18 protein-coding genes are annotated in these 23,103 nt (G+C 63.7%); 3 read left to right on the top strand and 15 right to left on the bottom strand.

The window, feature by feature from the left end:
• Window positions 1-142 precede the first annotated feature (142 nt).
• The 4 genes from QMX89_RS01015 to QMX89_RS01030 form a co-directional block, all read right to left on the bottom strand.
• Window positions 143-943 (bottom strand): ABC transporter ATP-binding protein, encoded by an 801-nt coding sequence (locus QMX89_RS01015; RefSeq protein WP_043188292.1) that lies wholly within the window; start codon window positions 941-943, stop codon window positions 143-145.
• A gap of 9 nt (window positions 944-952) precedes the next feature.
• Complete coding sequence (gene ntrB, locus QMX89_RS01020; RefSeq protein ID WP_082484494.1) at window positions 953-1,828, bottom strand: nitrate ABC transporter permease; 876 nt, start codon at window positions 1,826-1,828, stop codon at window positions 953-955.
• Between the two features lie 27 nt (window positions 1,829-1,855).
• Window positions 1,856-3,181: a CmpA/NrtA family ABC transporter substrate-binding protein gene (locus QMX89_RS01025; RefSeq protein ID WP_049859141.1), complete on the bottom strand. Its 1,326-nt coding sequence runs from the start codon at window positions 3,179-3,181 to the stop codon at window positions 1,856-1,858.
• 273 nt (window positions 3,182-3,454) lie between these two features.
• Window positions 3,455-4,741 (bottom strand): nitrate regulatory protein, encoded by a 1,287-nt coding sequence (locus tag QMX89_RS01030; protein WP_236707050.1) that lies wholly within the window; start codon window positions 4,739-4,741, stop codon window positions 3,455-3,457.
• Window positions 4,742-4,887: 146 nt separating this feature from the next.
• Here QMX89_RS01030 and QMX89_RS01035 point away from each other — a divergent pair, with 146 nt between their 5' ends.
• A complete protein-coding gene (locus QMX89_RS01035) occupies window positions 4,888-5,814 on the top strand; it encodes a Gfo/Idh/MocA family oxidoreductase (protein ID WP_282346016.1) in 927 nt (308 codons plus the stop codon).
• 17 nt (window positions 5,815-5,831) lie between these two features.
• On the opposite strand, the gene QMX89_RS01040 is transcribed toward QMX89_RS01035, so the two are convergent.
• Both QMX89_RS01040 and mfd read right to left on the bottom strand, forming a co-directional pair.
• On the bottom strand, window positions 5,832-8,156 hold the full coding sequence (locus QMX89_RS01040) for a DEAD/DEAH box helicase (RefSeq protein WP_282346018.1): 2,325 nt from the start codon (window positions 8,154-8,156) through the stop codon (window positions 5,832-5,834).
• A gap of 1 nt (window position 8,157) precedes the next feature.
• Window positions 8,158-11,607, bottom strand: a complete 3,450-nt coding sequence (gene mfd, locus QMX89_RS01045) for a transcription-repair coupling factor (RefSeq protein WP_049859145.1) — start codon at window positions 11,605-11,607, stop codon at window positions 8,158-8,160.
• A 294-nt stretch (window positions 11,608-11,901) separates the two neighbouring features.
• Between mfd and QMX89_RS01050 the strand changes: the two genes are divergently transcribed.
• Window positions 11,902-13,365, top strand: coding sequence for a glyceraldehyde-3-phosphate dehydrogenase (locus tag QMX89_RS01050; protein ID WP_049859146.1), 1,464 nt, complete (start codon window positions 11,902-11,904; stop codon window positions 13,363-13,365).
• A gap of 171 nt (window positions 13,366-13,536) precedes the next feature.
• On the opposite strand, the gene QMX89_RS01055 is transcribed toward QMX89_RS01050, so the two are convergent.
• The 7 genes from QMX89_RS01055 to QMX89_RS01085 all read right to left on the bottom strand — a co-directional run bounded on the left by QMX89_RS01055 (window position 13,537) and on the right by QMX89_RS01085 (window position 20,042).
• Window positions 13,537-14,826, bottom strand: a complete 1,290-nt coding sequence (locus QMX89_RS01055) for an MFS transporter (RefSeq protein WP_282346027.1) — start codon at window positions 14,824-14,826, stop codon at window positions 13,537-13,539.
• 171 nt (window positions 14,827-14,997) lie between these two features.
• Window positions 14,998-15,222: a DUF6555 family protein gene (locus QMX89_RS01060; RefSeq protein WP_049859148.1), complete on the bottom strand. Its 225-nt coding sequence runs from the start codon at window positions 15,220-15,222 to the stop codon at window positions 14,998-15,000.
• Between the two features lie 113 nt (window positions 15,223-15,335).
• Window positions 15,336-16,586 carry an AGE family epimerase/isomerase gene (locus tag QMX89_RS01065; protein ID WP_282346034.1) on the bottom strand — a complete coding sequence of 417 codons (1,251 nt, stop codon included), beginning with the start codon at window positions 16,584-16,586 and terminating at the stop codon, window positions 15,336-15,338.
• 106 nt (window positions 16,587-16,692) lie between these two features.
• Window positions 16,693-16,848 carry a hypothetical protein gene (locus QMX89_RS01070; protein WP_167375915.1) on the bottom strand — a complete coding sequence of 52 codons (156 nt, stop codon included), beginning with the start codon at window positions 16,846-16,848 and terminating at the stop codon, window positions 16,693-16,695.
• Between the two features lie 36 nt (window positions 16,849-16,884).
• Window positions 16,885-18,108 (bottom strand): MFS transporter, encoded by a 1,224-nt coding sequence (locus QMX89_RS01075; protein ID WP_282346036.1) that lies wholly within the window; start codon window positions 18,106-18,108, stop codon window positions 16,885-16,887.
• 92 nt (window positions 18,109-18,200) lie between these two features.
• Entirely contained in the window at window positions 18,201-18,530 is a 330-nt protein-coding gene (locus QMX89_RS01080) for a DUF3253 domain-containing protein (protein WP_208598845.1), read from the bottom strand.
• A 51-nt stretch (window positions 18,531-18,581) separates the two neighbouring features.
• On the bottom strand, window positions 18,582-20,042 hold the full coding sequence (locus tag QMX89_RS01085; protein WP_049859152.1) for a sugar porter family MFS transporter: 1,461 nt from the start codon (window positions 20,040-20,042) through the stop codon (window positions 18,582-18,584).
• 380 nt (window positions 20,043-20,422) lie between these two features.
• Here QMX89_RS01085 and map point away from each other — a divergent pair, with 380 nt between their 5' ends.
• Entirely contained in the window at window positions 20,423-21,181 is a 759-nt protein-coding gene (gene map, locus QMX89_RS01090; RefSeq protein WP_208598846.1) for a type I methionyl aminopeptidase, read from the top strand.
• A 16-nt stretch (window positions 21,182-21,197) separates the two neighbouring features.
• Here map and QMX89_RS01095 read toward each other — a convergent pair whose 3' ends face one another.
• Window positions 21,198-21,575, bottom strand: a complete 378-nt coding sequence (locus tag QMX89_RS01095) for a response regulator (protein WP_282346040.1) — start codon at window positions 21,573-21,575, stop codon at window positions 21,198-21,200.
• Between the two features lie 21 nt (window positions 21,576-21,596).
• Complete coding sequence (locus QMX89_RS01100) at window positions 21,597-23,042, bottom strand: ATPase domain-containing protein (RefSeq protein ID WP_177331292.1); 1,446 nt, start codon at window positions 23,040-23,042, stop codon at window positions 21,597-21,599.
• Window positions 23,043-23,103 lie beyond the last annotated feature (61 nt).

Here is a 23,103-nt window from a genome sequence, read left to right on the forward strand (position 1 = left end):
GGCCGGCCCGCCGCGGGTTCGGCCGTGCGTGTACCCGGGGCGCGAGCCGCGTCGGCGGTGGTTGCGGTGGGTCAGGGGCACCGCGGTGAGGCCGGACGCGGCTCGCACCGCTGCTACAGGGGAACGCGGCGCTTGCGGTGGTTCAGGCGACGGCTTCGACGACTTTTCCCTGTTTCTCATACAGGAAACTGAGCACCGCCAGGCGGTACTGATTGTAGCGCGGATCGTCGGCCAGGGCCAGGCGGCTGCGGGGGCGGGGCAGGTCGATGGTGAGGATTTCGCCGATGGTCGCCGCCGGGCCGTTGGTCATCATCACGATGCGATCGGAGAGCAGCACCGCCTCGTCGACATCGTGAGTGATCATCATCACCGTGTTGTGCAGCTCGCTCTGGATGCGCATCACCTCATCCTGCAAGTGCGCGCGGGTCAACGCGTCCAGCGCGCCGAACGGTTCGTCGAGCAACAACACCTTGGGCTGCATCGCCAGCGCGCGAGCGATGCCGACGCGCTGCTTCATGCCGCCGGAAATCTCGCTCGGGCGCTTGTGCAGCGCGTGGGTCATGTTGACCATTTCCAGGTTGTGCAGGGTCCAGGCATGGCGCTCGCTCTTGCTCTTGCTGTGCTTGAAGACCTTGTCCACGCCCAGGGCTACGTTCTCGTAAACGGTCAGCCAGGGCAGCAGCGAATGGTTCTGGAACACCAAACTGCGGTCCGGCCCCGGCTGGCGCACTTCCTTGCCGTCGAGAATCACCGCACCGTTGCTCGATTCGATGAGCCCGGCGACGATGTTCAGCACCGTCGACTTGCCGCAGCCCGAGTGGCCGATGATGGAAATGTACTCGCCGCGTGCGACGTTCAGGTTGATCCCGCGCAGCACCTGGCTGGTGACACCGTCGCGCTCGAAGTGCTTGTCGACGTTTTCGATACTCAAGTAATGGCTCATGTTGCCTCCTCAGCTTTGCGAAGTGCCGCGGGTGACCAGGCGTCCGACCATCGCCACCAGGCGATCGAGGCAGAAGCCGACGATGCCCACGTAGGCCAGGGCGAGAATGATGTCGCTGATGCGCGAGGCGTTCCAGGCGTCCCAGATGAAGAACCCGATGCCGACACCGCCAATCAGCATTTCCGCGGCGATGATCGCCAGCCACGACAGGCCGACACCGATGCGCAGGCCGGAAAAGATATAGGGCGCGGCCGCCGGCAGCATGATCTTGCTGAAGTACTCGACGCCGTTGAGCCGCAGCACCTTGGCCACGTTGCGGTAGTCCTCGGGAATGTTGCGCACGCCCACCGAGGTGTTGATGATGATCGGCCAGATGGCGGTGATGAAGATCACGAAGATCGCCGAAGGGTAGCTGTCCTTGAAACCGGCCAGCGACAGCGGCAGCCAAGCCAGCGGCGGTACCGTACGCAGGATCTGGAACAACGGATCGAGCCCGCGCATGGCCCAGGTCGACTGACCCACCAGCACACCCAGGCTGATCCCCACCACCACGGCCAGGGCATAGCCATAGGCAACCCGCGACAGGCTGGCCAGCAGTTGCCAGGCCATGCCCTTGTCGTTGCCGCCGTTGTCGTAGAACGGATCGACGATCAGCTCCCAGGTATCGCTGATCACCTGAGTGGGCGGCGGCAGCGCCGCGCCCTTGCCGCTGCACACCAGTTGCCAGACCAGCAACAGCAGGGCGCCGATCACTACCGGTGGCAGGCACTGCTGCAACACGAAGCGACGGGCGTTCTTCAGCAGTTTCGCCATCACCGGCGGCTTGACCTGGGCCTTGGCGACGGCCTGGGCGGCGCTGTGCAGCTTCTTCACTTCAGCATTCATGGTGACCTCCGGTGAGTGCGGGAAACATCAGGCCAGGGCCTTGATGGACAGGCTGTCGAGATAGGCCTGCGGGTTCTGAGGATCGAAGGTCTTGCCGTCGAAGAAGGTCTCGACACCGCGCGAGTCGGAATCGGGAATCTGCGCGGCCGGCACGCTCAATTCTGCGGCGGCCAGGCGCCAGAGGTCGGAGCGATTGACCTTGGCGATCAAGGCCTGGCTGTCGAAATCCTTGGGCAGGTAGCCCCAGCGCTTGTTTTCGGTGAGGAACCACAGATCGTGGCTCTTGAATGGGTAGGAGGCGAAGTCGTCCCAGTAGCGCATGATGTGCGGGCTGTCCTTGACCACCTTGCCGGTGCCGTAGTCGAAGTTGCCTTTCATGCGCTCGATGATGTCCGCCACCGGCGCGTTGATCCAGCGACGCTTGGCGCAGATCTCTGCCACTTCGTCCTTGTTCTCCGGCCGCTCGCAGAACATCTGCGCTTCCATCACGGCCTTGAGCAGGGCTTTGGTCGCGTTGGGGTGCTTGTCCACGTAGTCGGCGCGCAGAGCCAGGGCCTTCTCCGGATGCTTGTTCCAGATTTCGCCCGTGGTGTTGGCCGTGTAGCCGACTTTCTGATTGATCAACTGCGCGTTCCACGGTTCGCAGACGCAGAAGCTGTCCATGCTGCCGACCTTCATGTTGGCGACCATCTGCGGCGGGGGTACGACGATGGTGGACAGGTCCTTGTTCGGGTCGATGCCGCCTGCGGCCAGCCAGTAGCGCAACCACAGGTCGTGGGTGCCGCCGGGGAAGGTCATCGCGGCATTGACGGTCTTGCCGCTGGCACGCTTGCTGGCCAGCGCCGCCTTGAACGGTGCGGAATCCAGGCCCAGCTTGAGGTCGGCGTGTTCGTTGCCCACCGAGATGCACTGGCCGGACAGGTTCAGCCGCGCGAGGATGTACATGGGCACTGGCTGGTTGTTGGGCGTGACCTTGCCAGCAGCGATCAAGTAGGGCATGGGTGTGAGGATGTGTGCGCCGTCGATGCCGTTGGCGGCCGAACCCAGCACCAGATTATCCCGCGTGGTGCCCCAGGACGACTGTTTGAGCACTTCCACCCCGGTCATGCCGTGCTTGGCGAAAAAGCCTTTCTCGTCGGCGACGAACAGCGGCGCGGCATCGGTCAGTGCGATGAAGCCCAGCTTGGCCGTGGTGGTTTCCAGACCGTCGCTGCCCGCTGCCCAGACCGCCGAGGACAGCCCGGGTGGCAGCAGTCCAAGGGCTGCACCGGCACCGGCCACGGTCAACGACTGCTTGAGAAAGTGCCGACGCTTGGCGTCGTGCGGGTGTGCTTTGAAAGGCGTGTCATCCATCGCTGATTCCCCTGCTGCTGGCGGCCAAAAAAATGCAAAAAAAAACGGCGGTCACGCGCTCCGGGCAGTGCTGCCGGAACGCGTGGACGCCGTTGTCCAGGATTCGAATAGTCGACCGCAGTTGGCTGCGATCCTGTGTCTCTCAAAGCAGATTGCGTGCCAAGGCGTCGAGAGCCGCACGGGACGTAGCCGTCCCCGCGCAATGGAGCGTCCGTGTGCACGGATGCGGAGCATGCCACCGGCAGGGTGCGCAAATAGGGCGCAGTCTGTGCCTCAACCTTTGCCAGCCACGGCCAATACGTTCTGCGCCATGTCGACCATGCGCAGCCCCCGCGACATCGCCGATTGCCGCAGTCGGGTGTACGCCTCGCTTTCACTGAGGGCATATTCATTCATCAACAATTGCTTGGCCCGTTCCACCAGCTTGCGCTCATTGAGCGCCTGGCGTGCCTCGTCCAGTTGCAGGTTGGCATCCTGCAGACGGTGGGTCTGGGCCTGCAGCAGGTCCAGCAGCGAGCGGCCCATCTGCGGTCCGTGGCCGTCGGGCGCGGGGCTGTCGAGATCGCTGGCATGCACGCTGAACAGCCGGGCATCGCCGCAGCCCATGGTTTCCAGACTGGCCAGGCGTTGCAACAGCACGCGGTGGTTGTCGAGGTCGGCATTGGCCAGCTTGATGCTGCTCTGACAACTGGCCAACAGTTGCTCGGCAAGGTGCTTCTCCACCTCGTGCATCTGATCGATGCGCTGGCTGTGCAGTTCGAACCAGAGCTGCGAGAGGCCCGGGTCCACCGGATGTTGCGCCGAGGTGCGCATGCCGACTTCGCGCAGGCGCAACAACTGTGTGGTGAGTTCGCTGCGCTGCAACTCGGCCCAGCGCTGACCGGCCAGCGGGTCGGCGAATTCGCTGAAGGTCTGGAAGCAGCGCTCCTGGCTTTGCGTCAGGTGCAGGATGCGCTCCTGCACACTGGCGTCGAAAAACCCCGCCGAGAAGCCGGCCACGCCGGTGGCCCGCTCCTGACCGGCCAGCTCCTTGCCCTGCATGAAGTTGAACAGCGCCACCAGCACCCGGGTGATGTCCGGGTCGATGGCCGTGTCGGCCGCTTCGAAGACCACGGCCATGAGTCCACCGATTAGACGGGTCAGGGCCGCCGTGGCCAGGCTGGGTGCGAGCAGACGTTCGCGAATGCGCCGCCGCAGGCCGGGCAATTCGTCGAAACCGTGCAGGACGTAGGCAACGCGGTTGAACAGGCGGGCCCGGTCGGCTGCGCTGGCCGCATTCAGGTCCACGACCTGCAAGCGCTGGAGTACGTCGTGCTCCAATGCCTGAGCCTGCTCGGTGTGCAGGTCCAGTTGTCGGCGGTGGGTTTCCACCTGGCTGCCCAGATAGAGGTTGGTGTAGCCACGTTCACGCTGCAGGGCATGCACCAGGCGGCTGATCAGCGTCACCAGTTCACAGGTGTCGGCCAGCCCGCGCAGGCCTTCGAGCTCGCTGCGGCGAGCGGCCAGCATGAAACGCAGGGCAGGGGGCATAGGACGATCAGGCAGGGCGCGATCAGGCATGGCGGGCTCGCAACTTCGGTGAGGGACGGCACGGTTGCATGCAAATCCCGGTCCCGACGTTGCGCCCGTCGCCTGCATTGCCACGTATGCCGACGGCTGTGTAACTGCTATAACGCCCAGGCCCAACAATAAAAAAGGAGTCAGCGATGTCCCCCATTCGTCTCGGCGTGGTCGGCTACGGCAAGATTGCCCAGGATCAGCACGTCCCCGCCCTGCGCAATGACCCATCCTTCGAGCTGGTCGCCGTGGCCACCCTCGGCGAGCCATGCCCCGGCGTCACGCATTTCGGCAGCCTGCACGAGTTGCTCGAACAGGCTGCGGATATCCAGGCGCTGGCGTTCTGCACACCGCCTCAGGGTCGCTATGCGCAGGTCCGCGAAGCGCTGCTGGCCGGCAAGCACGTGCTGGTGGAAAAACCGCCCTGCGCCAGCCTTGGCGAGGCCATGGCCTTGGTCGAACTGGCCACCGAGCAAGGTGTGACCTGCCTGTTCGCCTGGCATTCGCGCTTCGCCGCAGGGGTTGAAAGCGCCCGCGCCTGGCTGGCGGGCAAACGGCTGCAGTCGGTCACGGTGCAGTGGAAGGAAGACGTGCGCAAGTGGCACCCGGGCCAGCAGTGGATCTGGCAGGCCGGCGGCCTCGGCGTGTTCGATCCGGGCATCAACGCCCTGTCGATCATCAGCCACGTGCTGCCTGAAGCCCTGTTCGTCACCCAGGCCAGCCTGCGCTTTCCCGGCAATCGCCAGGCGCCGATCGCGGCTGACCTGAGCATGAGCGACGCGAACGGCCTGCAGGTGAGCGCCGCCTTCGACTGGGACCACGGTCATGACGAGCTCTGGCAGATCGAAGTACGTTGCGACGAAGGATGCCTGCGCCTGACCCACGGCGGTGCGCAGCTGCTTATCGACGATGTGCCGCAGACGCTCGAAACGGTAGGTGAATACCCGTTGCTCTACCGGCACTTCGCGCGACTGATCGAGGCCGGTAACAGTGATACCGATCTGCAGCCGCTGCGCCTGGTGGCCGACGGGTTTCTGCTCGGGGAGCGCGCAACGGCCGCCGATTTCGTCGACTGAAAACGCCGTTCAGGCAACTATCGGCGTTTGGCAGGCGGGCTCGGCAGCGGCGCGAGCAGGGCGTCGATATCGTTGTCCTGCAGGCGCCAGTCGCCGGTTTCCCTTGCATCGAGAATGCCGGCCGCCAAGGCTGACTTTTCCTGCTGCAGGTGCTGGATCTTTTCTTCCACCGTGCCGCGGGTGATCAGCTTGTAGACGAACACCGGTTTTTCCTGGCCGATGCGGTAGGCGCGGTCGGTGGCCTGGTTTTCCGCGGCCGGGTTCCACCAAGGGTCGTAGTGGATCACCGTGTCTGCTGCGGTCAGGTTCAAGCCCACGCCGCCGGCCTTCAGGCTGATCAGGAAGATCTGCAGCCTGCCGTCCTGAAAGTCCCTGACCGGTGCCCGGCGATCGCGCGTGGTACCGGTCAGCAATGCGTAGGGGATGCCTCGCTGCTGCAGCTCCTGCTCGATCAGGCCCAGCATAGAGGTGAACTGGGAGAACAGCAGGATGCGCCGACCGCTGTCCAGCAGTTCGTCGAGCAATCGCAGCAGGCTGGCCAGCTTGCCCGAACTGTGGCCCGGCGGCGGTGCTGCAACGCTGTTGACCAGGCGCAGGTCACAGCACACCTGACGCAGCTTGAGCAGCGCTTCGAGGATGATGATCTGACTGCGCGCCACGCCTTTTCGGTCGATTTCGGCGCGTACCTTTTTATCCATGGCCAGGCGCACTGTCTCGTAAACGTCGCGCTGCGCCTCGTTGAGTTCGACCCAGTGGACGATTTCGCTCTTGGCCGGCAGCTCGGTGGCCACCTGCTCCTTGGTGCGGCGTAGCAGGAATGGCTTGATACGCGCGTTCAGGTGCTGCAGGCGCGTCTCGTCGCCCTGTCGCTCGATCGGCAGACGGTAGTCGCGGCTGAACTGCTTGCTGTCGCCCAGCCAGCCCGGCATCAGGAAATGAAACAGCGACCAGAGTTCGCCCAGATGATTTTCCAGGGGCGTGCCGCTCAGGCACAGGCGTTGCCGCGCATTCAGCTGACGTGCCGCCTGCGCCGCCTTGCTGCTGGGGGTCTTGATGTACTGGGCTTCGTCGAGCACCAGTACGTGCAGCGGCACCTGTTCGAGGACTTCGATGTCCTTGGGCAGCAGGGCATAGGTGGTCAGCAGCACGTCGTACTCGGCCAGATGCGCGAAGTGTTTCTTGCGGCTGGCGCCGTGCAGGGCCAGGACCTTGAGTGCGGGCGCGAAGCGGACGGCTTCGTCCTGCCAGTTCGGCACCAGGCTGGTGGGCATCACCACCATGGCCGGGCGATCAAGGCGTCCGGCCTGTTTCTCTATCAATAGATGGGCGAGGGTTTGCAGGGTTTTGCCCAGGCCCATGTCGTCGGCGAGGATGCCGCCCACTTCCAGTTGCCGCAGCGCCTGCATCCAGCTCACGCCTTCCAGCTGGTAAGGACGCAGCGTGGCGTTCAAACCGTCGGGTGCGGTGACCGGACAGTGGCGGATGTCGCGCAGGCGTTCGGCAAAGTGACGTACCCGCTCGCCACCTTGCCAGTCCAGAGGCAACGTCCGCAGCCCTTCGAGGCGCGTGGCGTCGGCGGTGGCCAGGCGTATCGAGGTGTCGCCCGGTTCGCGCAGGTAGAAATCCCCCAGCGTTGCCAGCACCGGTTTCAAGCGGCCATAGGGCAGGGCGACCTGCACGGTTCGCTGAACGCCGTCTTGCGCCGTATGCACGGGCACCAGGATCTGTTCGTCGTCGCGACGGCGCGCCAGGTGGCTCGGGTTGAGCAGTTCCGGGTGGCTGCGCAGCAGGTTGAGGAGGATCGGCAGCAGGCTCAGCGGTTCGCCGTCGACCACGATGCCCAGTTCCAGATCGAACCAGTCGCGCTCGGGGCCTTCCTCGATGGTGGCGTACCAGCGGTCGACCGGCGTCAGGTCGAAGGCGAACGCTTCGGCGTATTCGATTTCCCAGCCTTGCTCGCGCAACCCCGGAAGCTCGTTGAGGATGAAGCGTAGCCAGGCAGCATCGCTGGGCAGCTCGAAGATCTCGCCGGCGCTTTCCGGCAGCGCTTTGCTCTGCCGGGTCGCCAGCTTGAAGCCGATGCCCTGCAACTGCTCGCGCAGGGCCCGCTCGGCGGCCGGCTGGCGCAGGATTCGAGCGTTCTGGTTCTGCCATTGGCGCGCGACGCTGGTGGGGCGCGGCCCGCTGACGTATTCGCCGGCGTAGCCGTACGCCAGCGCCGCACGATGCTGCACGTAACGCTGCATCTTGCCGTTGCGTGGTTCGAAGGCGCTGAACTCGACGCTGCCCAGCCACAGCCGTGGCCGCGGTTGCAGCGTATCGATCAGGCGCTCATCGGGCATATCAACCGGCTTTTGGCGTCAAGCGCTCGAACAGCGCTTCGATGACGTTGAAACGCTCCTCGGCGCGCTCCATCGGCACCATGAACTTGAACAGCGTGGCGCCTTCGAACTTGTAGCGCTTGGGCTGGCTCTGGATCAGCTTGATCAGGGTCAGCGGATCGACCGGCGTGCTCGGGCCGAATTCGATGCGCCCACCCTGCGGGCCGCCATCGACCTTGGTGATACCCAGCTGCTCGGCCTGAAGCTTGAGCAGGGTCAGGCGCACCAGATTCTTGGTCGGTTCGGGCAACAGGCCGAAGCGGTCGATCATTTCCACCTGCAGGTCCTTGAGACCGTCCTCGTCCACCGCCGAGGCGATGCGCTTGTAGAGGATCAGGCGAGCGTGCACATCGGGCAGATAGTCCTCGGGAATCAGAGCAGGCAGACGCAGGTTGATCTCCGGCCCGCCGCCCAGGGGCTGGTCCAGGTTGGGTTGCTCGCCCTTGCGGATCGACTTGACCGCACGCTCGAGCATCTCCATGTACAGGGTGAAACCGACCGCCTGGATCTGTCCGCTCTGGCCTTCGCCAAGCAGCTCGCCGGCACCGCGGATTTCCAGGTCGTTGGTCGCCAGAACGAAACCGGCTCCCAGGTCCTGGGTATTGGCGATCGCCTCCAGGCGCTTTTCGGCGTCCGGAGTGATCTGCTGGCGCGGCGGGGTCAACAGGTAGGCATAGGCCTGGTGGTGGCTGCGGCCGACGCGCCCGCGCAGCTGATGCAACTGCGCCAGACCGAACTTGTCGGCGCGCTCGATGATGATGGTGTTGGCGCTGGGCACGTCGATGCCGGTCTCGATGATGGTCGAGGCGATCAGCACGTTGAAGCGCTTGTGATAGAAGTCGCTCATCACCTGTTCCAGCTCGCGCTCGCGCATCTGCCCATGGCCGATGCCGATGCGCGCCTCGGGAACCAGCTCGGCGAGGTCGGCGGCGCATTTCTCGATGGTTTTCACATCGTTGTGCAGGTAGTACACCTGGCCACCGCGCAGCAGTTCGCGCAGCAGCGCTTCCTTCACGGTGCTCTTGTTCTGCTCCATGACGAAGGTGCGCACCGACAGGCGCCGCGCCGGTGGCGTGGCGATGATCGACAGGTCGCGCATGCCGGCCACGGCCATGTTCAGCGTGCGCGGAATCGGCGTGGCGGTCAGGGTGAGGATGTCTACTTCACTGCGCAGGGCCTTGAGCGCCTCTTTCTGACGGACCCCGAAGCGGTGTTCTTCGTCGATGATCACCAGGCCCAGGTTCTTGATCTTGACGTCGTCCTGCAGCAGCTTGTGGGTACCGATGACGATGTCGATCTTGCCTTCGGCCAGTTGCTCGACGGCGGCGCCGACTTCCTTGGCCGATTTGAAGCGGCTCATCACCTCGACCGTCACTGGCCAATCGGCGAAACGGTCGCGGAAGCTGTTGTAGTGCTGCTGGGCGAGCAGGGTGGTCGGCACCAGGATGGCCACCTGGCGGCCGCCGTGCACGGCGATGAACGCCGCGCGCATGGCCACTTCGGTCTTGCCGAAGCCGACGTCGCCGCACACCAGGCGGTCCATGGGCTTGGGCGCGAGCATGTCGTGGCGCACGGCCTCGATGGCCGACTGCTGGTCCGGGGTTTCTTCGAAAGCGAAGCCGGCGCTGAACGTGGCGTAGTCCAGAGCCGGGTCGGCGAACGCATAGCCTTCGCGCGCAGCGCGGCGGGCATAGATGTCGAGCAACTCGGCGGCCACGTCGCGCACCTGCTCGGCGGCCTTGCGCTTGGCTTTCTGCCAGGCCTCGGAGCCGAGCCGGTGCAGCGGGGCCAGGGCGTCGTCGCTACCGGTGTAGCGGGCGATCAGGTGCAGGTTGGCCACCGGCACGTAGAGCTTGGCGTTCTCGGCGTATTCCAGGGTGAGGAATTCGGCGACCTGATTGTCGATCTCCAGCGTCGCCAGCCCCAGGTAGCGGCCCACACCGTGGTCGATGTGCACCACCGGCGCGCCTTCGCGCAGCTCGGTGAGGTTCTTGATGACGTTGTCGTTGGCCGCGTCGGCGCGCTTGTCGCGGCGCCGCCGCTGCATCACGCGCTGGCCGAACAGCGGACTCTCGGCGATCAGGGCCAGGGCCGGGTCGAGAATCTGCAGGCCTTCGTCGAGCGGCGCGATGGTGATCGCCAGACGTTCCTCGCCCTCGGCGAACTCGTTCCAGCCGTCCACCGTGCGAGGGCGGACCTTTAGCCGCTCCAGCAGCTCCAGCAGCACTTCACGGCGACCGGCGGATTCGGCGGTGAACAGCACCCGGCCCGGAAACTGGTCGAGGAATCCGGCCAGCGCGGCGAGGGGCTGGGTGGCCTTGGCCTCGATGGCCAGGTCCGGCAGCGCCGCTGCGGCGAAACGTTCACGGCCCGGCCCCGGCTCCAGGTCATCCTGGCTGACGATGATGCGTGGCCAAGTCTTGAGCTGGGCGAAGCAGTCTTCCACCGGCATGAACAGTTCGGCAGGCGGCAGCAACGGACGCGCGGGATCGACCCGACGCTCCTCGTAACGGTTGCGCACGTCGCTCCAGAAATGCTCGGCGGCCTGTTCGATACCCGGCAGCGAGAACACCTGGGTGTCCTGGGGCAGATAGTCGAACAGGGTCGAGGTTTCTTCGAAGAACAGCGGCAGGTAGTACTCGATACCGGCAGGGGTGATGCCGCTGCTCAGGTCCTGAAAGATCGGGCAGCGACGGAAGTCGACGTCGAAACGTTCGCGAAAGCGTGCCTTGAAGCGGGTCACCGCTTCCTTCTGCAGGGGGAATTCGCGGGCCGGCAGCAGGCGGATCGACTCGACCTTGTCGATGGAGCGCTGGGTCTCCGGATCGAAGGTACGCAGCGTCTCGATCTCGTCGTCGAACAGGTCGATCCGATAGGGCAGCTTGCTACCCATGGGGAACAGGTCGATCAGGGCGCCGCGCACGGCAAATTCACCGTGCTCGTACACCGTGTCGACGTAGCGGTAGCCGCTGGCCTCCAGACGCGTGCGCATCTGCTCTACGTCCAGGCGTTGCCCCACGTCCAGCACCAGGCTGCTGCCCAGCAGGAACTGGGTCGGCGCCAGCCGATGTAGGGCAGTGGTGATGGGCACTACCAAAACCCCGTGCGCGAGCTCGGGCAGGCGGTAGAGGGCGGCGATACGCTGGGAGATGATGTCCTGGTGCGGCGAGAACAGGTCGTACGGCAGGGTTTCCCAGTCAGGGAAATGCAACACCGGCAACTGCGGGGCGAAGAAACGCAGTTCCTGCTCCAGCCGGTCGGCGCTTTGGCTGTCGGCGGTGAGCAGAAGCGTGAAGCGCTTGGCGGCATTGGCCGCTTCGGCGATCGCCAGGCTCAGGGCGGCCCCGGGCAGGTTGCCCCAGGCGTGTTTGCCTGCCGAGGCAGGGAGTTGCGGAAGGCGCAGAACAGGCACGGGAGGTTGAGCTCCAAGCGTTGCGGCGGAAAACGGGGATTGTACCGGGGCGACGGTGGGCTGTCAGGTGCTGTGATGGGGTTGTGCCATTGCGGCGGCTTGAGCGGTCGGCAAAGGGCGCACCCGGTTGCTTCGCACGGCCTCTTGTCATAAAACCGCCGGGTATGAGCTACCTCGTTGGCGCGCCTCGGTTTTTTTGACGGTCCTATTCGCCAAACTTCACGACGTCGATAAGCGCAGATTGCTCCGGCCGCGCGGCGAAGTCATAATGTAGCCCGTTTTCTCAGCCCCTACATGTGGAAGGTTACCGTGACTCAGAAGCCCGACCAGTGTCTTGGTGAATGGATCGATCGTGAAGCACTCGCTGAAGCGATGATTCCTTTGATCGGCCAGCTCTACCGCAATAACAACGTAGTCACCTCCATCTACGGCCGCAGCCTGATCAACCGTTCGGTGATCGAGCTGCTCAAGGCGCACCGCTTCGCTCGCCATCGCCAGTCCGATTCCTCGGAGCTGTCGGTGCACGAGACGTTCCCGCTGATCAAGGCGATGAGCGAACTCAAGCTGGGCGCCGCTTCCGTGGATCTGGGCAAGCTCGCGGTCAAGTTCAAGGAAAGCGGCAACGGGCGCAGCGCCGAACAGTTCGTGCGTGAAGAGCTGGCGGACGTGGTCGGCAAGCAGAACCAGGGCGAGCGTACCGGTACCGACGTGGTGCTGTACGGTTTCGGCCGCATCGGTCGCCTGCTGGCGCGCATCCTGGTCGAGAAGGCGGGTGCCGGCGACGGCCTGCGTCTGCGTGCGATCGTCGTGCGCAAAGGCGCCGACAACGACCTGGTCAAGCGCGCCAGCCTGTTGCGTCGCGACTCGGTGCACGGCTCGTTCGACGGCATCATCCATGTCGACGAAGCGAACAGCACCCTGACCGTCAACGGCAACCTGATCCAGGTCATCTACGCCAAGAACCCGAGCGAAGTCGACTACACCCAGTATGGCATCAAGAATGCCCTGCTGGTCGACAACACCGGCGTCTGGCGCGATGCCGACGGCCTTGGCCAGCACCTGGCCTGCCCAGGCATCGACCGCGTGGTGCTGACCGCACCGGGCAAGGGCAAGCTGAAGAACATCGTGCATGGCATCAACCATGGCACGATCACTGCCGACGACAAGATCGTTTCGGCGGCGTCTTGCACCACCAACGCCATCGTGCCGGTGCTCAAGGCGGTCAACGACAAGTTCGGCATCGTCAACGGCCACGTCGAAACCGTTCACTCGTACACCAACGACCAGAACCTGATCGACAACTTCCACAAGGGCGACCGTCGCGGCCGTTCGGCTGCGTTGAACATGGTCATCACCGAGACCGGCGCTGCCACCGCTGCCGCCAAGGCGCTGCCCGAACTGGCCGGCAAGCTGACCGGCAACGCCATTCGCGTGCCGACGCCGAACGTCTCCATGGCCATTCTGAACCTGAACCTAGAGAAGGCCAGCACCCGCGAAGAGATGAACGAGTACCTGCGCTACATGGCGCTGCACTCGGACCTGTCCCGGCAGATCGACTTCGTCAACTCCCAGGAAGTGGTATCGACCGACTTCGTCGGCTCGCGCTACGCCGGTGTGGTCGACGCCGAGGCCACCATCTGCAACGACAACCGCGTCGTGTTGTACGTCTGGTACGACAACGAATTCGGCTACAGCTGCCAGGTGGTCCGTGTGATGGAAGACATGGCGGGCGTCAACCCTCCAGCTTTTCCACACTGAGCCTGAGCGCTGAATGAAAAACGCCCCGACTGGTTCGGGGCGTTTTTTTTGGGGTGTCAGGTATGGCCTCTTCGCGGGCAGAGCCCGCTCCCACAGGTCCCAATACACCTTGATCCCTGTGGGAGCGGGGCGGGCGGCGAGCCATCTGCCCGCGAAGGGCGCACCGCGGTATCAGGCCTGCGCCGCCAAAGCCGTACGTTGCGCATGCCGGTCGCCGCGGAACAGTACCAACGTCGCTACCAGCCCCAACACCGCCGCGCCACTGAGCCAGATGCCCGGTGCCGCCTTGTTGTCCAGCGCGTGAATCAGGTAGGTGCACGCCACTGGAGTGAACCCGCCGAATGTCGCCGTGGCCAAGCTATAGGCCAGCGAAAACCCAGTGGTGCGCACGTCCAGAGGCATGATCTCGGTCAGCGCCACGACCATGGCACCGTTGTACGAGCCATACAGGAACGACAGCCACAGCTCGACCGCCAGCAGACGGCCAAAGCTGGGATCCGCTACCAGCCACGACAAGGTCGGGTAGGCCGTCAGAATCGCCAGCACCGTGGCCGCGAGCAGCAACGGCTTGCGCCCGATGCGGTCCGACAATGCGCCCATGATCGGCAGCCAGATGAAGTTGGAAAGGCCCACGGCCATGGTCACCAGCAGCGCATCCATGTCCGACAGGTGCAGCTCGTTCTTGCCGAACGTCGGTGTGTAAGCGGTGATCAGGTAGAACGAAACGGTGGTCATCACCACCAGCGCCATGCCCGCCAGGACCAGACGGAAATTCTGCGCCACCGAATGCACGACTTGCTTGAGCGTGGGTCGATGGGTGCGCGCTTCGAACTCGGGCGTCTCTTCAAGCGAACGACGAATGAAGAAAATCACCGGTACGATCATGCAGCCCACCAGGAACGGCACCCGCCAGCCCCAATCACCCATCTGTTGCGCATCGAGAAAGTGATTGAGCAACACCCCGAGCAGGCCGGCGAAGACCACGGCGACCTGCTGGCTGGCCGACTGCCAGCTGACGAAGAAACCCTTGCGCCCTGGCGTGGCGATTTCGGCCAGGTACACCGACACGCCGCCCAACTCCACGCCTGCCGAGAAGCCCTGCAACAATCGCCCGAGCAGCACCAGCAGCGGCGCCGCAACGCCCAAGGTCGCGTAACCAGGTACGCAGGCAATCAACACCGTGCCCAAAGCCATCAAGGCCAAGGTCACGATCAGCCCTTTCCGCCGTCCGTGCCGGTCGATGTACGCACCCAGAAAGATGGCCCCCAGGGGGCGCATGAGAAAGCCGGCACCGAAGGTGGCCAGCGACAGCATCAGAGAAGCGAAGGCACTGTCGGTCGGAAAGAATGTCTTGGCGATGGCCGTGGCGTAGAAGCCATAGACCATGAAATCGAACATTTCCAGAAAATTGCCGCTGACAACGCGAAAGATCGCCTTGCCTTTACCCACCTCAGACGTCATGGCTGTGCTCACTTTACTTGATCTTATAGGTGACCCATGGCGGTAGACGCGTCGAGCTTTCGGGCACAACGGTCCAACGCCGGGAACATATCTTGTAACAATATGTTCCAGATCAACCGCAGGTAAAGTGAATTCGTTCGCCAGCCAGGCGGTGACGCAGGTCTTTGACGCTCAGGCCGGACGCCAGCTGACACCATTGATGCCGAATTTTTCGGCCGATGGCTGACTGGTCTTTTTCACATGCTCACGGCCGAATCGACCGATGCGGCCGACCCCTGCATCGCAGCTTGCCCAATGCCAGGCCTCGCTGCTGTCCATTTTCTCGGCTCGGATGATGAACGACTTGGGGTCGCCGTGCAGGGTGTAATCGATGACGAACAGTTTTGCGTTGTTCATGGGGCCGAAGATCTTCCTTGTGAGGTGCGTCGCAATGAGTTTCGGAGTCCGGCCCGTCTGAAAAATTCAGTTGGATTGGCGCAGCCACGCCAATCCCATTAAGCGTGTGGCGCTCATCCCAGTCCAGACTGGCGCGCCAGCGCGGTCGCCAGGCTGGGCGCCAGTGGCAGGGTTGGCAGCAGGGTCGCCTGATAGGCGTGATAGAGGTCGGGTTTGCCTGGCCAGATGGTCTGCGCCGGTTGATTGTCCGTATCGAGTTCATGGTGCCAGCTGCCATGCTCGCGATCGATCAGGTAGAGGTCGATGTAGTCCCAGAACTCACGGTACCAGCGCTCATGGCTGGCATCGCCGGTACGCTGGTACAGCGCCGCGGCGGCGGCCACCGCTTCTGCCAGCGTCCAGTGCAGACGCTGCGCGACCACCGGCCGTTGTTGCCAGTCTAACGTGTAGACGATTCCCGGCTGGCCATCCACCGCCCAGCCGACCCGGCAGGCTGCGGCGAACAGATGCTGGGCGTCTTCGGCCAGCCAGCTGGGGTTGGCCAGGCCGATGCGGTGCCGTGCGGCTTCCAGGTGCAGGAGCAGCCGCGCCCACTCGAAGGCATGCCCTGGCGTTTGCCCGTAGGGACGGAACTCGTCCCCGGGGCGGTCATGGTTGTAGTCGGGTAGCGCTTGCCAGTGGGCGTCGAAGTGTTCGACTGGCAGGTAGTTGGTGGCTGCCGCGTGTTGGTGAATGAGCCGCTCGCTGATCGCCAGCGCGCGATCCAGCCACCTGGTGTCGTTGCAGACGTCGGCCAGGGCCAGGCAGGCCTCCACTCCGTGCATGTTGCTGTTGCCACCCCGGTAGTCTTCCTGGTCGCTCCAGTCCTGAGCGAAGGATTCCACGAATGCCTGCTCGGCTTCGCACCAGAAGTGCCGCTCCAGAACGTCGACCGCGTCGGCCAGCAACGCCGCAGCGCCTGGTCGTCCGGCCGCTACGGCCGAGCTCGCCGCCAGGGCCACGAATGCATGCAGATAGGCTTGCTTGCGCGACGTGGAGGCCGGCCTGGCGCTGGCATGCCAGCCACCGTGCCGTGCATCGCGCAATGGACCCTGCAACGCGCGGATGCCATGGTCGACCATGGCCGCACTGCCTGGGATGCCCTGCAGGCAGGCCAAGGCAAAGCTGTGGGTCATGCGGGCGGTCTGGATGGTCAATGCACCGCTGGCCAGCACCGGTCGGCCCCGGTTGTCGAGGTCGGCAAAGCCGTCTTCGATGCGCGCCGCCTTGGCGAACTCCAGCAATCGCTGGCCTTGCTGGGCCAGCCAGTGCCGGTGGGTGGGAAGGGTCAACCAACTGTTCGCGGCAGGAGTGAGGGTCTCCATCGGTACGAATGCCTCGCTAGGGGATGCAGGAAGCATCCAGCATAGCGGGGCGCAATGGCGCTTGGGCGGCGCCGACCCTCAGAGTCAGGCTTGTGGCCGATTCGGCCTATTGATAGGACTCATCATCCTCGTCATCTTCTTCCTGAAGCGGCACCGTGGCATCTTCGGTGGTCACCGAGCCTGGATCCTCGCTGCCTGGATCGTTGATGAAGGGCACACCATTGGGGCCTTTTTCTTCTTTGCCTTCGGTTTCAGGTGTCATGGTCATTCTCCTGTTGGCGACCTGCAGACGGTCGACTCAGGCATTGGACGCTCGGGCGCGCACGATGTTCATGCTGAGCATTGCCAGCACCGCTATCAGTGCCACCACGGCGCTGAAGAACTCGGCGGAATGATGCAGCCCGAACACGGGAATGCTCACGCCCACGGCGATCACCGGCACCGACATGGACAGGTAATAGACGATGAACAGTGCCGAGGTGACCCCGGCCTTCTGGCCGACGGGCGCGGCATTGGCCACCGCGCCCATGCCGGCCCGAAAGGTCAGGCCTTGGCCGATTCCGCTCAGAGCGCCGCCGAGCACCAGCAGCCAGAGCTGGGCGCTGGCGATACTCAGGCCCAGACAGGCGACGCCGAGGATCAGCACAGTGCAACCAACGGTCATCTGCGCGGCTTCGCGAATTCGCCTGACCCAGGCCTGCCCGACGATGGAGCCAGCGAACAGCACCAGAATCACTGCACCGATCACCAGGCCTCCCGCGTGCCCCATGACCTGGCGCATGATCGCCGGTACCAGCGAGGTGAACAATCCGGTCACGCTGAACCCGGCAAGGCCGGCGATGGCGGCGGGTATGAATGGGCCGCGCACTGCTGCCGGCAGGCTCGGGCGCTGGAATCCCAGACGTGGTTTGACAGGTCGCTGCGCCGTCTCGCCGACGGCCAGGATGGCGGCCACTGCCGCCAGCAGCAGGACCAGATGCACGACGAAGGCCAGGTGCACCGGCCAGGGCAGAAACTGTGACGTGAAACCGGCCAGCAGCGGGCCCAGCCCCAAGCCAAGCATGTTGGCCGCCGTGGCGACCAATGTTGCGCTGTTCTGCCAGCGCTTGGGCGCCGCTTCGATTACTGCCACCGTACCGGTACCGGTCATGATCCCGGCCGAAAAGCCCGAGATCAGCCGAGCGATCAGCAATCCGCCAATGGAGTCGGTGCACAGGAAAATCACCGCGCTGATCGCGCCCATGGCCAAGCCTGCCAGCAGCATCGGTCGCCGACCCAATTGATCGGACCAGCTGCCGACGGCCAGCAATGCACTGATCACCCCGGCCGCATAGATGGCGAAAATCAACGTCACCCAGGTCGGACCGAAGCCCAGATGCTGTTGATACAGGGCGTACAGTGGCGTCGGCAGGGTGGTGCCGACCATGGTGATCAGAAAGGCCACGGCGATCAGCCAGAAGCTCGCCGGGTGGGACGGTTGATCAGGTGCGCCGGTGGCAGCGTGGGGAGGAGTACGGGTCATTGATTTCGGCCAGATCGGGGAAGGCGGTCGGGAAACCTAGCAAACTGTGGCCGTCAGGTATACGTCTGCAAACGCACGTCCGCGGATTGACCTCAAGGGTGCTTGAAGTGCGCACCCCGGCGCAGTCTGATCGGCCCCTCCGGTTCCTTGTCGGGATTCAGCCGGTCATCGCCCTGGGTCAGGTCGATGATCTCGGCGGCCGCCAGGGCCCGAGCCACCCGGCGAACCTCCGGCATCAGCGCGCGCCACGCGGGCTCGTCCTGCTCCAGCGAGCGCGCCACTTCCGAAGGGCAGATGGACGTGCCCACGGCGCGTTGTTCGAGCAGGTGCAGAACGCGGCTGGCGATGACGTCGTCGGGGTGGGTCATGGGGGCGTTCTTCCTTGCAGGCGACAGGCTGAAGATGAAAACAACTTCAGCCATGTTACCTGCAACACCCCCGACTGGACATATCGAGCCGCGATCGGTATCGCCTCAGGCGCTGGCGGGTTCGTCCGGGGTGAATTCCTTCTCCATGTGCCGTTCGATCTGCTCCAGCGACTTGCCGCGCGTTTCCGGCACGCACATCGCGACGAAGATCAGCGACATGACGTTGATCGCCGCGAACAGCATGAAGGTGTAGGGGCCGAAGCCAGCCAGGGCGATAGGGAACAGGAACGCCACCGACGCGTTGCACAGCCACTGGAAGCACACCGCCGTACCGGTCATCATGCCCCGCAGATGGGAAGGAAACAGTTCGGACATCAGCAGCCAGTAGACCGGGGCGATGAAAGTCTGCATGAACAGCAGGAACATCAGGATACAGGCCAGCGCCAGGTAGCTCTGCAGCAGCGAGGAGGGCAGCATGGTCAGCACGCCACACAGCAGCACCTGCGCCAGGACCACGAAGCACAGCCCGGTCATCAACATCGGCCGACGGCCATGGCGACCGACCAGCCAGATGCCGATCAAGGTAGCGATCACCGAAGCGACACCGTTGCCGATGGTCGCGGTGAGCGCCGCGTTGGTGCCCAGTCCCGTGGACTTGAGAATCACCGGGGTGAAGTACATGAACGCGTTGACCCCTGTGAGCTGGGCCACGAAGCCCAGGCCCATGCCCACCAGCAGCAACCGACGCAGCCAGGGTTCGGCCCAGATCGAGGACCAGCTCACGTCGGCACGTTCCTCGTCGTTCTGAGCCTGGATCTCCTTCATTTCCTTGTCGACCTGCTTCTTGCTCGAGCGGATCTTTTCCAGCACCTCGCGGGCTTCCTCCATCCGTCCCTTGCTGGCGAGCCAGCGTGGCGAAGTCGGAACGAAGTGCATGCCGATCCACAGCAGGGCCGCCGGGATCACCGCGATGGCGAGCATCCAGCGCCACACGTCGGGGGTGTGGGCAAAATGCGCCAGCAGGGCGTTGGAGATATAGGCCACCAGTTGCCCGGTGACGATCATCAGTTCGTTCTGGCTGACCAGGCGAGCTCGCTTGTTGGGCCCGGCGATCTCGGCAATGAACATCGGCACGATCGCCGATGCACCCCCCACCGCAAGACCCAGCACGAATCGAGTGGCGACCATGATGGCCACGGTCGGAGCGAGGGCCGAGCCCAAGGCGCCGATCATGAACAGGATGGCCAAGCCCTTGAGCGCGGTCAGGCGGCCGTATTTGTCGGCCAGATGACCGGCGAACAGCGAGCCAAACGCGGCGCCGAGGATCAACGAGGACGCTACCAGGCCCTCGGTGAACGGAGTGAGCCCCAGACCGCCTTGGTCCGGCCCTTGGGTCATGAAGGGCAGGGCGCCGGAAATCACCCCGGTGTCGTAGCCGAAGGCCAGAGCGCCCATGGTGGCGATGATCGCCACGCGCACCACGATCTGGCCAGGGCTGGTACGGGTGGCGTCATTTTCTTCGCCCGCGGGCGATGTATCAGGTGCAGTGGTGTTGGAACTGGACAAGGCTCATTCCTTTCATTGCTCGCAGGCAATAGGTCGTGATGCGTCACGCAGGATCGCGCACGAAAAGAGCAAGGCAAGTGTCAGCGTTCGGTGGTGCGATGCCGGGCATGGAGGGGGACGGTCCCAAGGGCCGTCGGTGCCAGCGGATATTATGATTATGTCGAACTGCTTGGAGCTTGAAGTCTTCGAACCGCGTTCGAAGTCACTGCCTGTGCGCTTTTCGCGACCATCTGCCGGTGTGGCGCTGGGCTGTGAGTCTTATGAACGAAATGGTTACAAAAAGTTTTGTGGGATTTGTAATTAAATCAGGTCATCGCGCCGCGGAGAGGCAATGCACCGGCGCTCTGCTAGCATAGGGGTTCCAATAGCAGGAGAAATCAGTGAGCCGCAAGAATCTGAGCCGCACCCCGGAGCAAATCGCCATGGCCCGCCACGCCGGTGCCCTGGCCGCTGACGTATTGCGCATGATCGCCCCGCACGTGCAGGCAGGCGTCACCACGCAGTACCTGGACGAGCTGTGCAACGCCTACATCGTGAACGAGCTGAAGGTGATCCCGGCCAATGTTGGCTACCACGGGTTCACCAAAACGGCGTGCATCTCGGTCAACCAGGTGGTCTGCCACGGGGTGCCCAGCGACAAGGTCGTGCTGGCCGACGGCGACATCGTCAACATCGATGTGGCGGTCATCAAGGATGGTTGGTTCGGCGACACCAGTCGGATGTACTACGTGGGTGAGCCAAGCCCATTGGCCAAGCGTCTGGTGGAAACCACCCATGAAGCGATGCTGGCCGGTATAGAAGTGGTCAAGCCGGGCGCCACCCTGGGCGACATCGGTCACGCAATCCAGAGCGTCGCGCACCGCGAAGGCTTCAGTGTCGTGCGTGAATACTGCGGGCATGGCATTGGCCAGATCTATCACGATGAACCGCAGGTACTGCACTATGGCCGCAAGGGCGAGGGGATGCGGCTGACCCAGGGCATGATCTTCACCATCGAGCCGATGATCAACGCAGGCAAGGCGGGCACCCGCCAATTGGCCGATGGTTGGACGGTGGTCACGCGCGACCAGTCGTTGTCCGCGCAGTGGGAACACATGGTGGCGGTCACGGCTGATGGTTACGAGATCCTGACGCTGTAGTAAGGCAAGCTATCGCTCAAAGCGGCTTGAGGGGCTCCAGCGGCACCAGCTCGCGAACCTTCGCCACCACTTGGTTGATATCGAATGGCTTGTCGTAGACGGCAGCGAACAGATCGGGCGTGGCACGCCCGACGCTGCCTTGTGCGCCACTCATCAACAGGATGGGCACGGTGCAAAACGATTCGTTGGCGCGAATTCTGTTCGCCAGCTCAAGGCCGTTCATGCCTGGCATCATGAAGTCGGTAATGACCAGCGCGGGACGCTCGCGATCGAGGATCTCCAATGCACGCTTGCCATTGCCAGCCGTCACGGCCATGTAGCCTTCGTCTTCAAGCGCGTAACCAAGGATGTCGGCGATGAGATACTCATCGTCGACGATCAGGATAGTGGCCATGTCAGTTCGACCCCGGCAACATCACGGATTCGATATCGTGGAGGCGCTACCTGATAACACTGCCTCTGCATTTTTGAACGCCTTTCTCAGGTCGATTCCATGACCATGGATGACCAGCTCCAATAGCGACGGATCATAAAAACTGTCTCTGACCTTAAGAATAGAAATCAACCGCTTTAGTTCAGACTCATGTTCGACAAATCGCGTCAGCAGGATGTTGTCGACGATGCTGGAAAGATCGGGAGCCGGCGAGGTGATCTCCGGGCCGAACAGGCCGCGGATTTCCCAGGTGGCGAATACGGTCACGCCACGGGTGCGCAGCTCGCTCATCAGGGTGCTGAAGAACTCGGTCAGGCGTACGGTACTGGTCGCCGTGCGAGCCATCCCGCCCAGGCTGTCGATCAGCACGCGCTTGATGCCGTGAATCTCGACCTGATGCAGCAGGCGCGCGCCCAACCCGTCGAGCAGGCCTTCGGTGGTCGGCTGCCAGCACACGTGCAGGGCGCCGCTGGCCTGCAGGGTCTCGAAGTCGTGGCCCAGTGACCGCGCCTTCACTTGCAGGCGGCGCTCGGATTCGTACATACCGAACAACAGTCCGGGTTCCTCAGGGGTCGAGGCCGCCAGGAAGTTGATACCCAGGCTGGTCTTGCCGATACCCGAGGGGCCCATGACCAGGGTCACCGAGGAACGCGGCAACCCGCCACCGATCAGGTTGTCCAGATCAGGAATGCCGCTAGGCACTCGGCTCAGATCGGTGAGGTCAGGGCAGGAAGGGCGGCTGTAGAGGCTTTCCAGGCGCGGATAGACCACCAACCCGTCGTCGGTGATCTCGCACTCGTGCAGGCCGGACAGCGCGCCGCTGCCGCGGGTCTTGCGCAACTGGATGCGGCGCACCGAACGGGTGTTGAACAGTTCTTCACCCAGCTCGATGACGCCATCGACCATGGTGTGTTCGGGGCTGCCGTCGTCCAGACGCGAACTGGTCAGGAACAGCACGGTGCACCCGGCGAACGCCGCATGGCCTTGCAACTCGGAGATGAATTTCTTGGTATCGATCTGCGAATCGGCCTTGGAGCGGGCGTTCAGCACACCGTCGACAATCAGGATGGTTGCTTTCTGGCGACTGATTTCGCGGCGCAGCAGCTTGACCACTTCATCCAAGCCTTCGTTTTCCAGCGTGTCGAAAGCGCTGACGAACTGGATTTCATTGCCGATCTTCGAAGCGTCGAAAAAGCTCAGGGTGGAGAGGTATTGGAACAGGCGCTCATGGGACTCGGCGAGCAGTGTGGCAACCAGCACGCGGCCGCCCTGACGCACGTGATTGAAGCCCAACTGATTGGCCAGGATCGTCTTGCCTGAGCCGGGACGGCCTTGCACGATGTAGGACGCACCGGCCACCAGCCCACCCTTGAGCAACAAATCGAGCCCTTCAATCCCGCTAGCGAGGCGCTTTAGCTGTTCCAATATCCGATCTGCCTGTATGGGTTATGCGCGATCGGTCCCGTCTGGATGACAACGACCGATCCTT

Source organism: Pseudomonas sp. PS01301, from assembly GCF_029960215.1.
Classification (GTDB): domain Bacteria; phylum Pseudomonadota; class Gammaproteobacteria; order Pseudomonadales; family Pseudomonadaceae; genus Aquipseudomonas; species Aquipseudomonas coleopterorum.

Coding starts and splice junctions, on each gene's coding strand:
- QMX89_RS01015 (WP_043188292.1), bottom strand. CDS start 943: ATGAGCCATTACTTGAGTATCGAAAACGTCGACAAGCACTTCGAGCGC.
- ntrB (WP_082484494.1), bottom strand. CDS start 1,828: ATGAATGCTGAAGTGAAGAAGCTGCACAGCGCCGCCCAGGCCGTCGCC.
- QMX89_RS01025 (WP_049859141.1), bottom strand. CDS start 3,181: ATGGATGACACGCCTTTCAAAGCACACCCGCACGACGCCAAGCGTCGG.
- QMX89_RS01030 (WP_236707050.1), bottom strand. CDS start 4,741: ATGCCTGATCGCGCCCTGCCTGATCGTCCTATGCCCCCTGCCCTGCGT.
- QMX89_RS01035 (WP_282346016.1), top strand. CDS start 4,888: ATGTCCCCCATTCGTCTCGGCGTGGTCGGCTACGGCAAGATTGCCCAG.
- QMX89_RS01040 (WP_282346018.1), bottom strand. CDS start 8,156: ATGCCCGATGAGCGCCTGATCGATACGCTGCAACCGCGGCCACGGCTG.
- QMX89_RS01050 (WP_049859146.1), top strand. CDS start 11,902: ATGTGGAAGGTTACCGTGACTCAGAAGCCCGACCAGTGTCTTGGTGAA.
- QMX89_RS01055 (WP_282346027.1), bottom strand. CDS start 14,826: ATGACGTCTGAGGTGGGTAAAGGCAAGGCGATCTTTCGCGTTGTCAGC.
- QMX89_RS01060 (WP_049859148.1), bottom strand. CDS start 15,222: ATGAACAACGCAAAACTGTTCGTCATCGATTACACCCTGCACGGCGAC.
- QMX89_RS01065 (WP_282346034.1), bottom strand. CDS start 16,586: ATGGAGACCCTCACTCCTGCCGCGAACAGTTGGTTGACCCTTCCCACC.
- QMX89_RS01070 (WP_167375915.1), bottom strand. CDS start 16,848: ATGACACCTGAAACCGAAGGCAAAGAAGAAAAAGGCCCCAATGGTGTG.
- QMX89_RS01075 (WP_282346036.1), bottom strand. CDS start 18,108: ATGACCCGTACTCCTCCCCACGCTGCCACCGGCGCACCTGATCAACCG.
- QMX89_RS01080 (WP_208598845.1), bottom strand. CDS start 18,530: ATGGCTGAAGTTGTTTTCATCTTCAGCCTGTCGCCTGCAAGGAAGAAC.
- QMX89_RS01095 (WP_282346040.1), bottom strand. CDS start 21,575: ATGGCCACTATCCTGATCGTCGACGATGAGTATCTCATCGCCGACATC.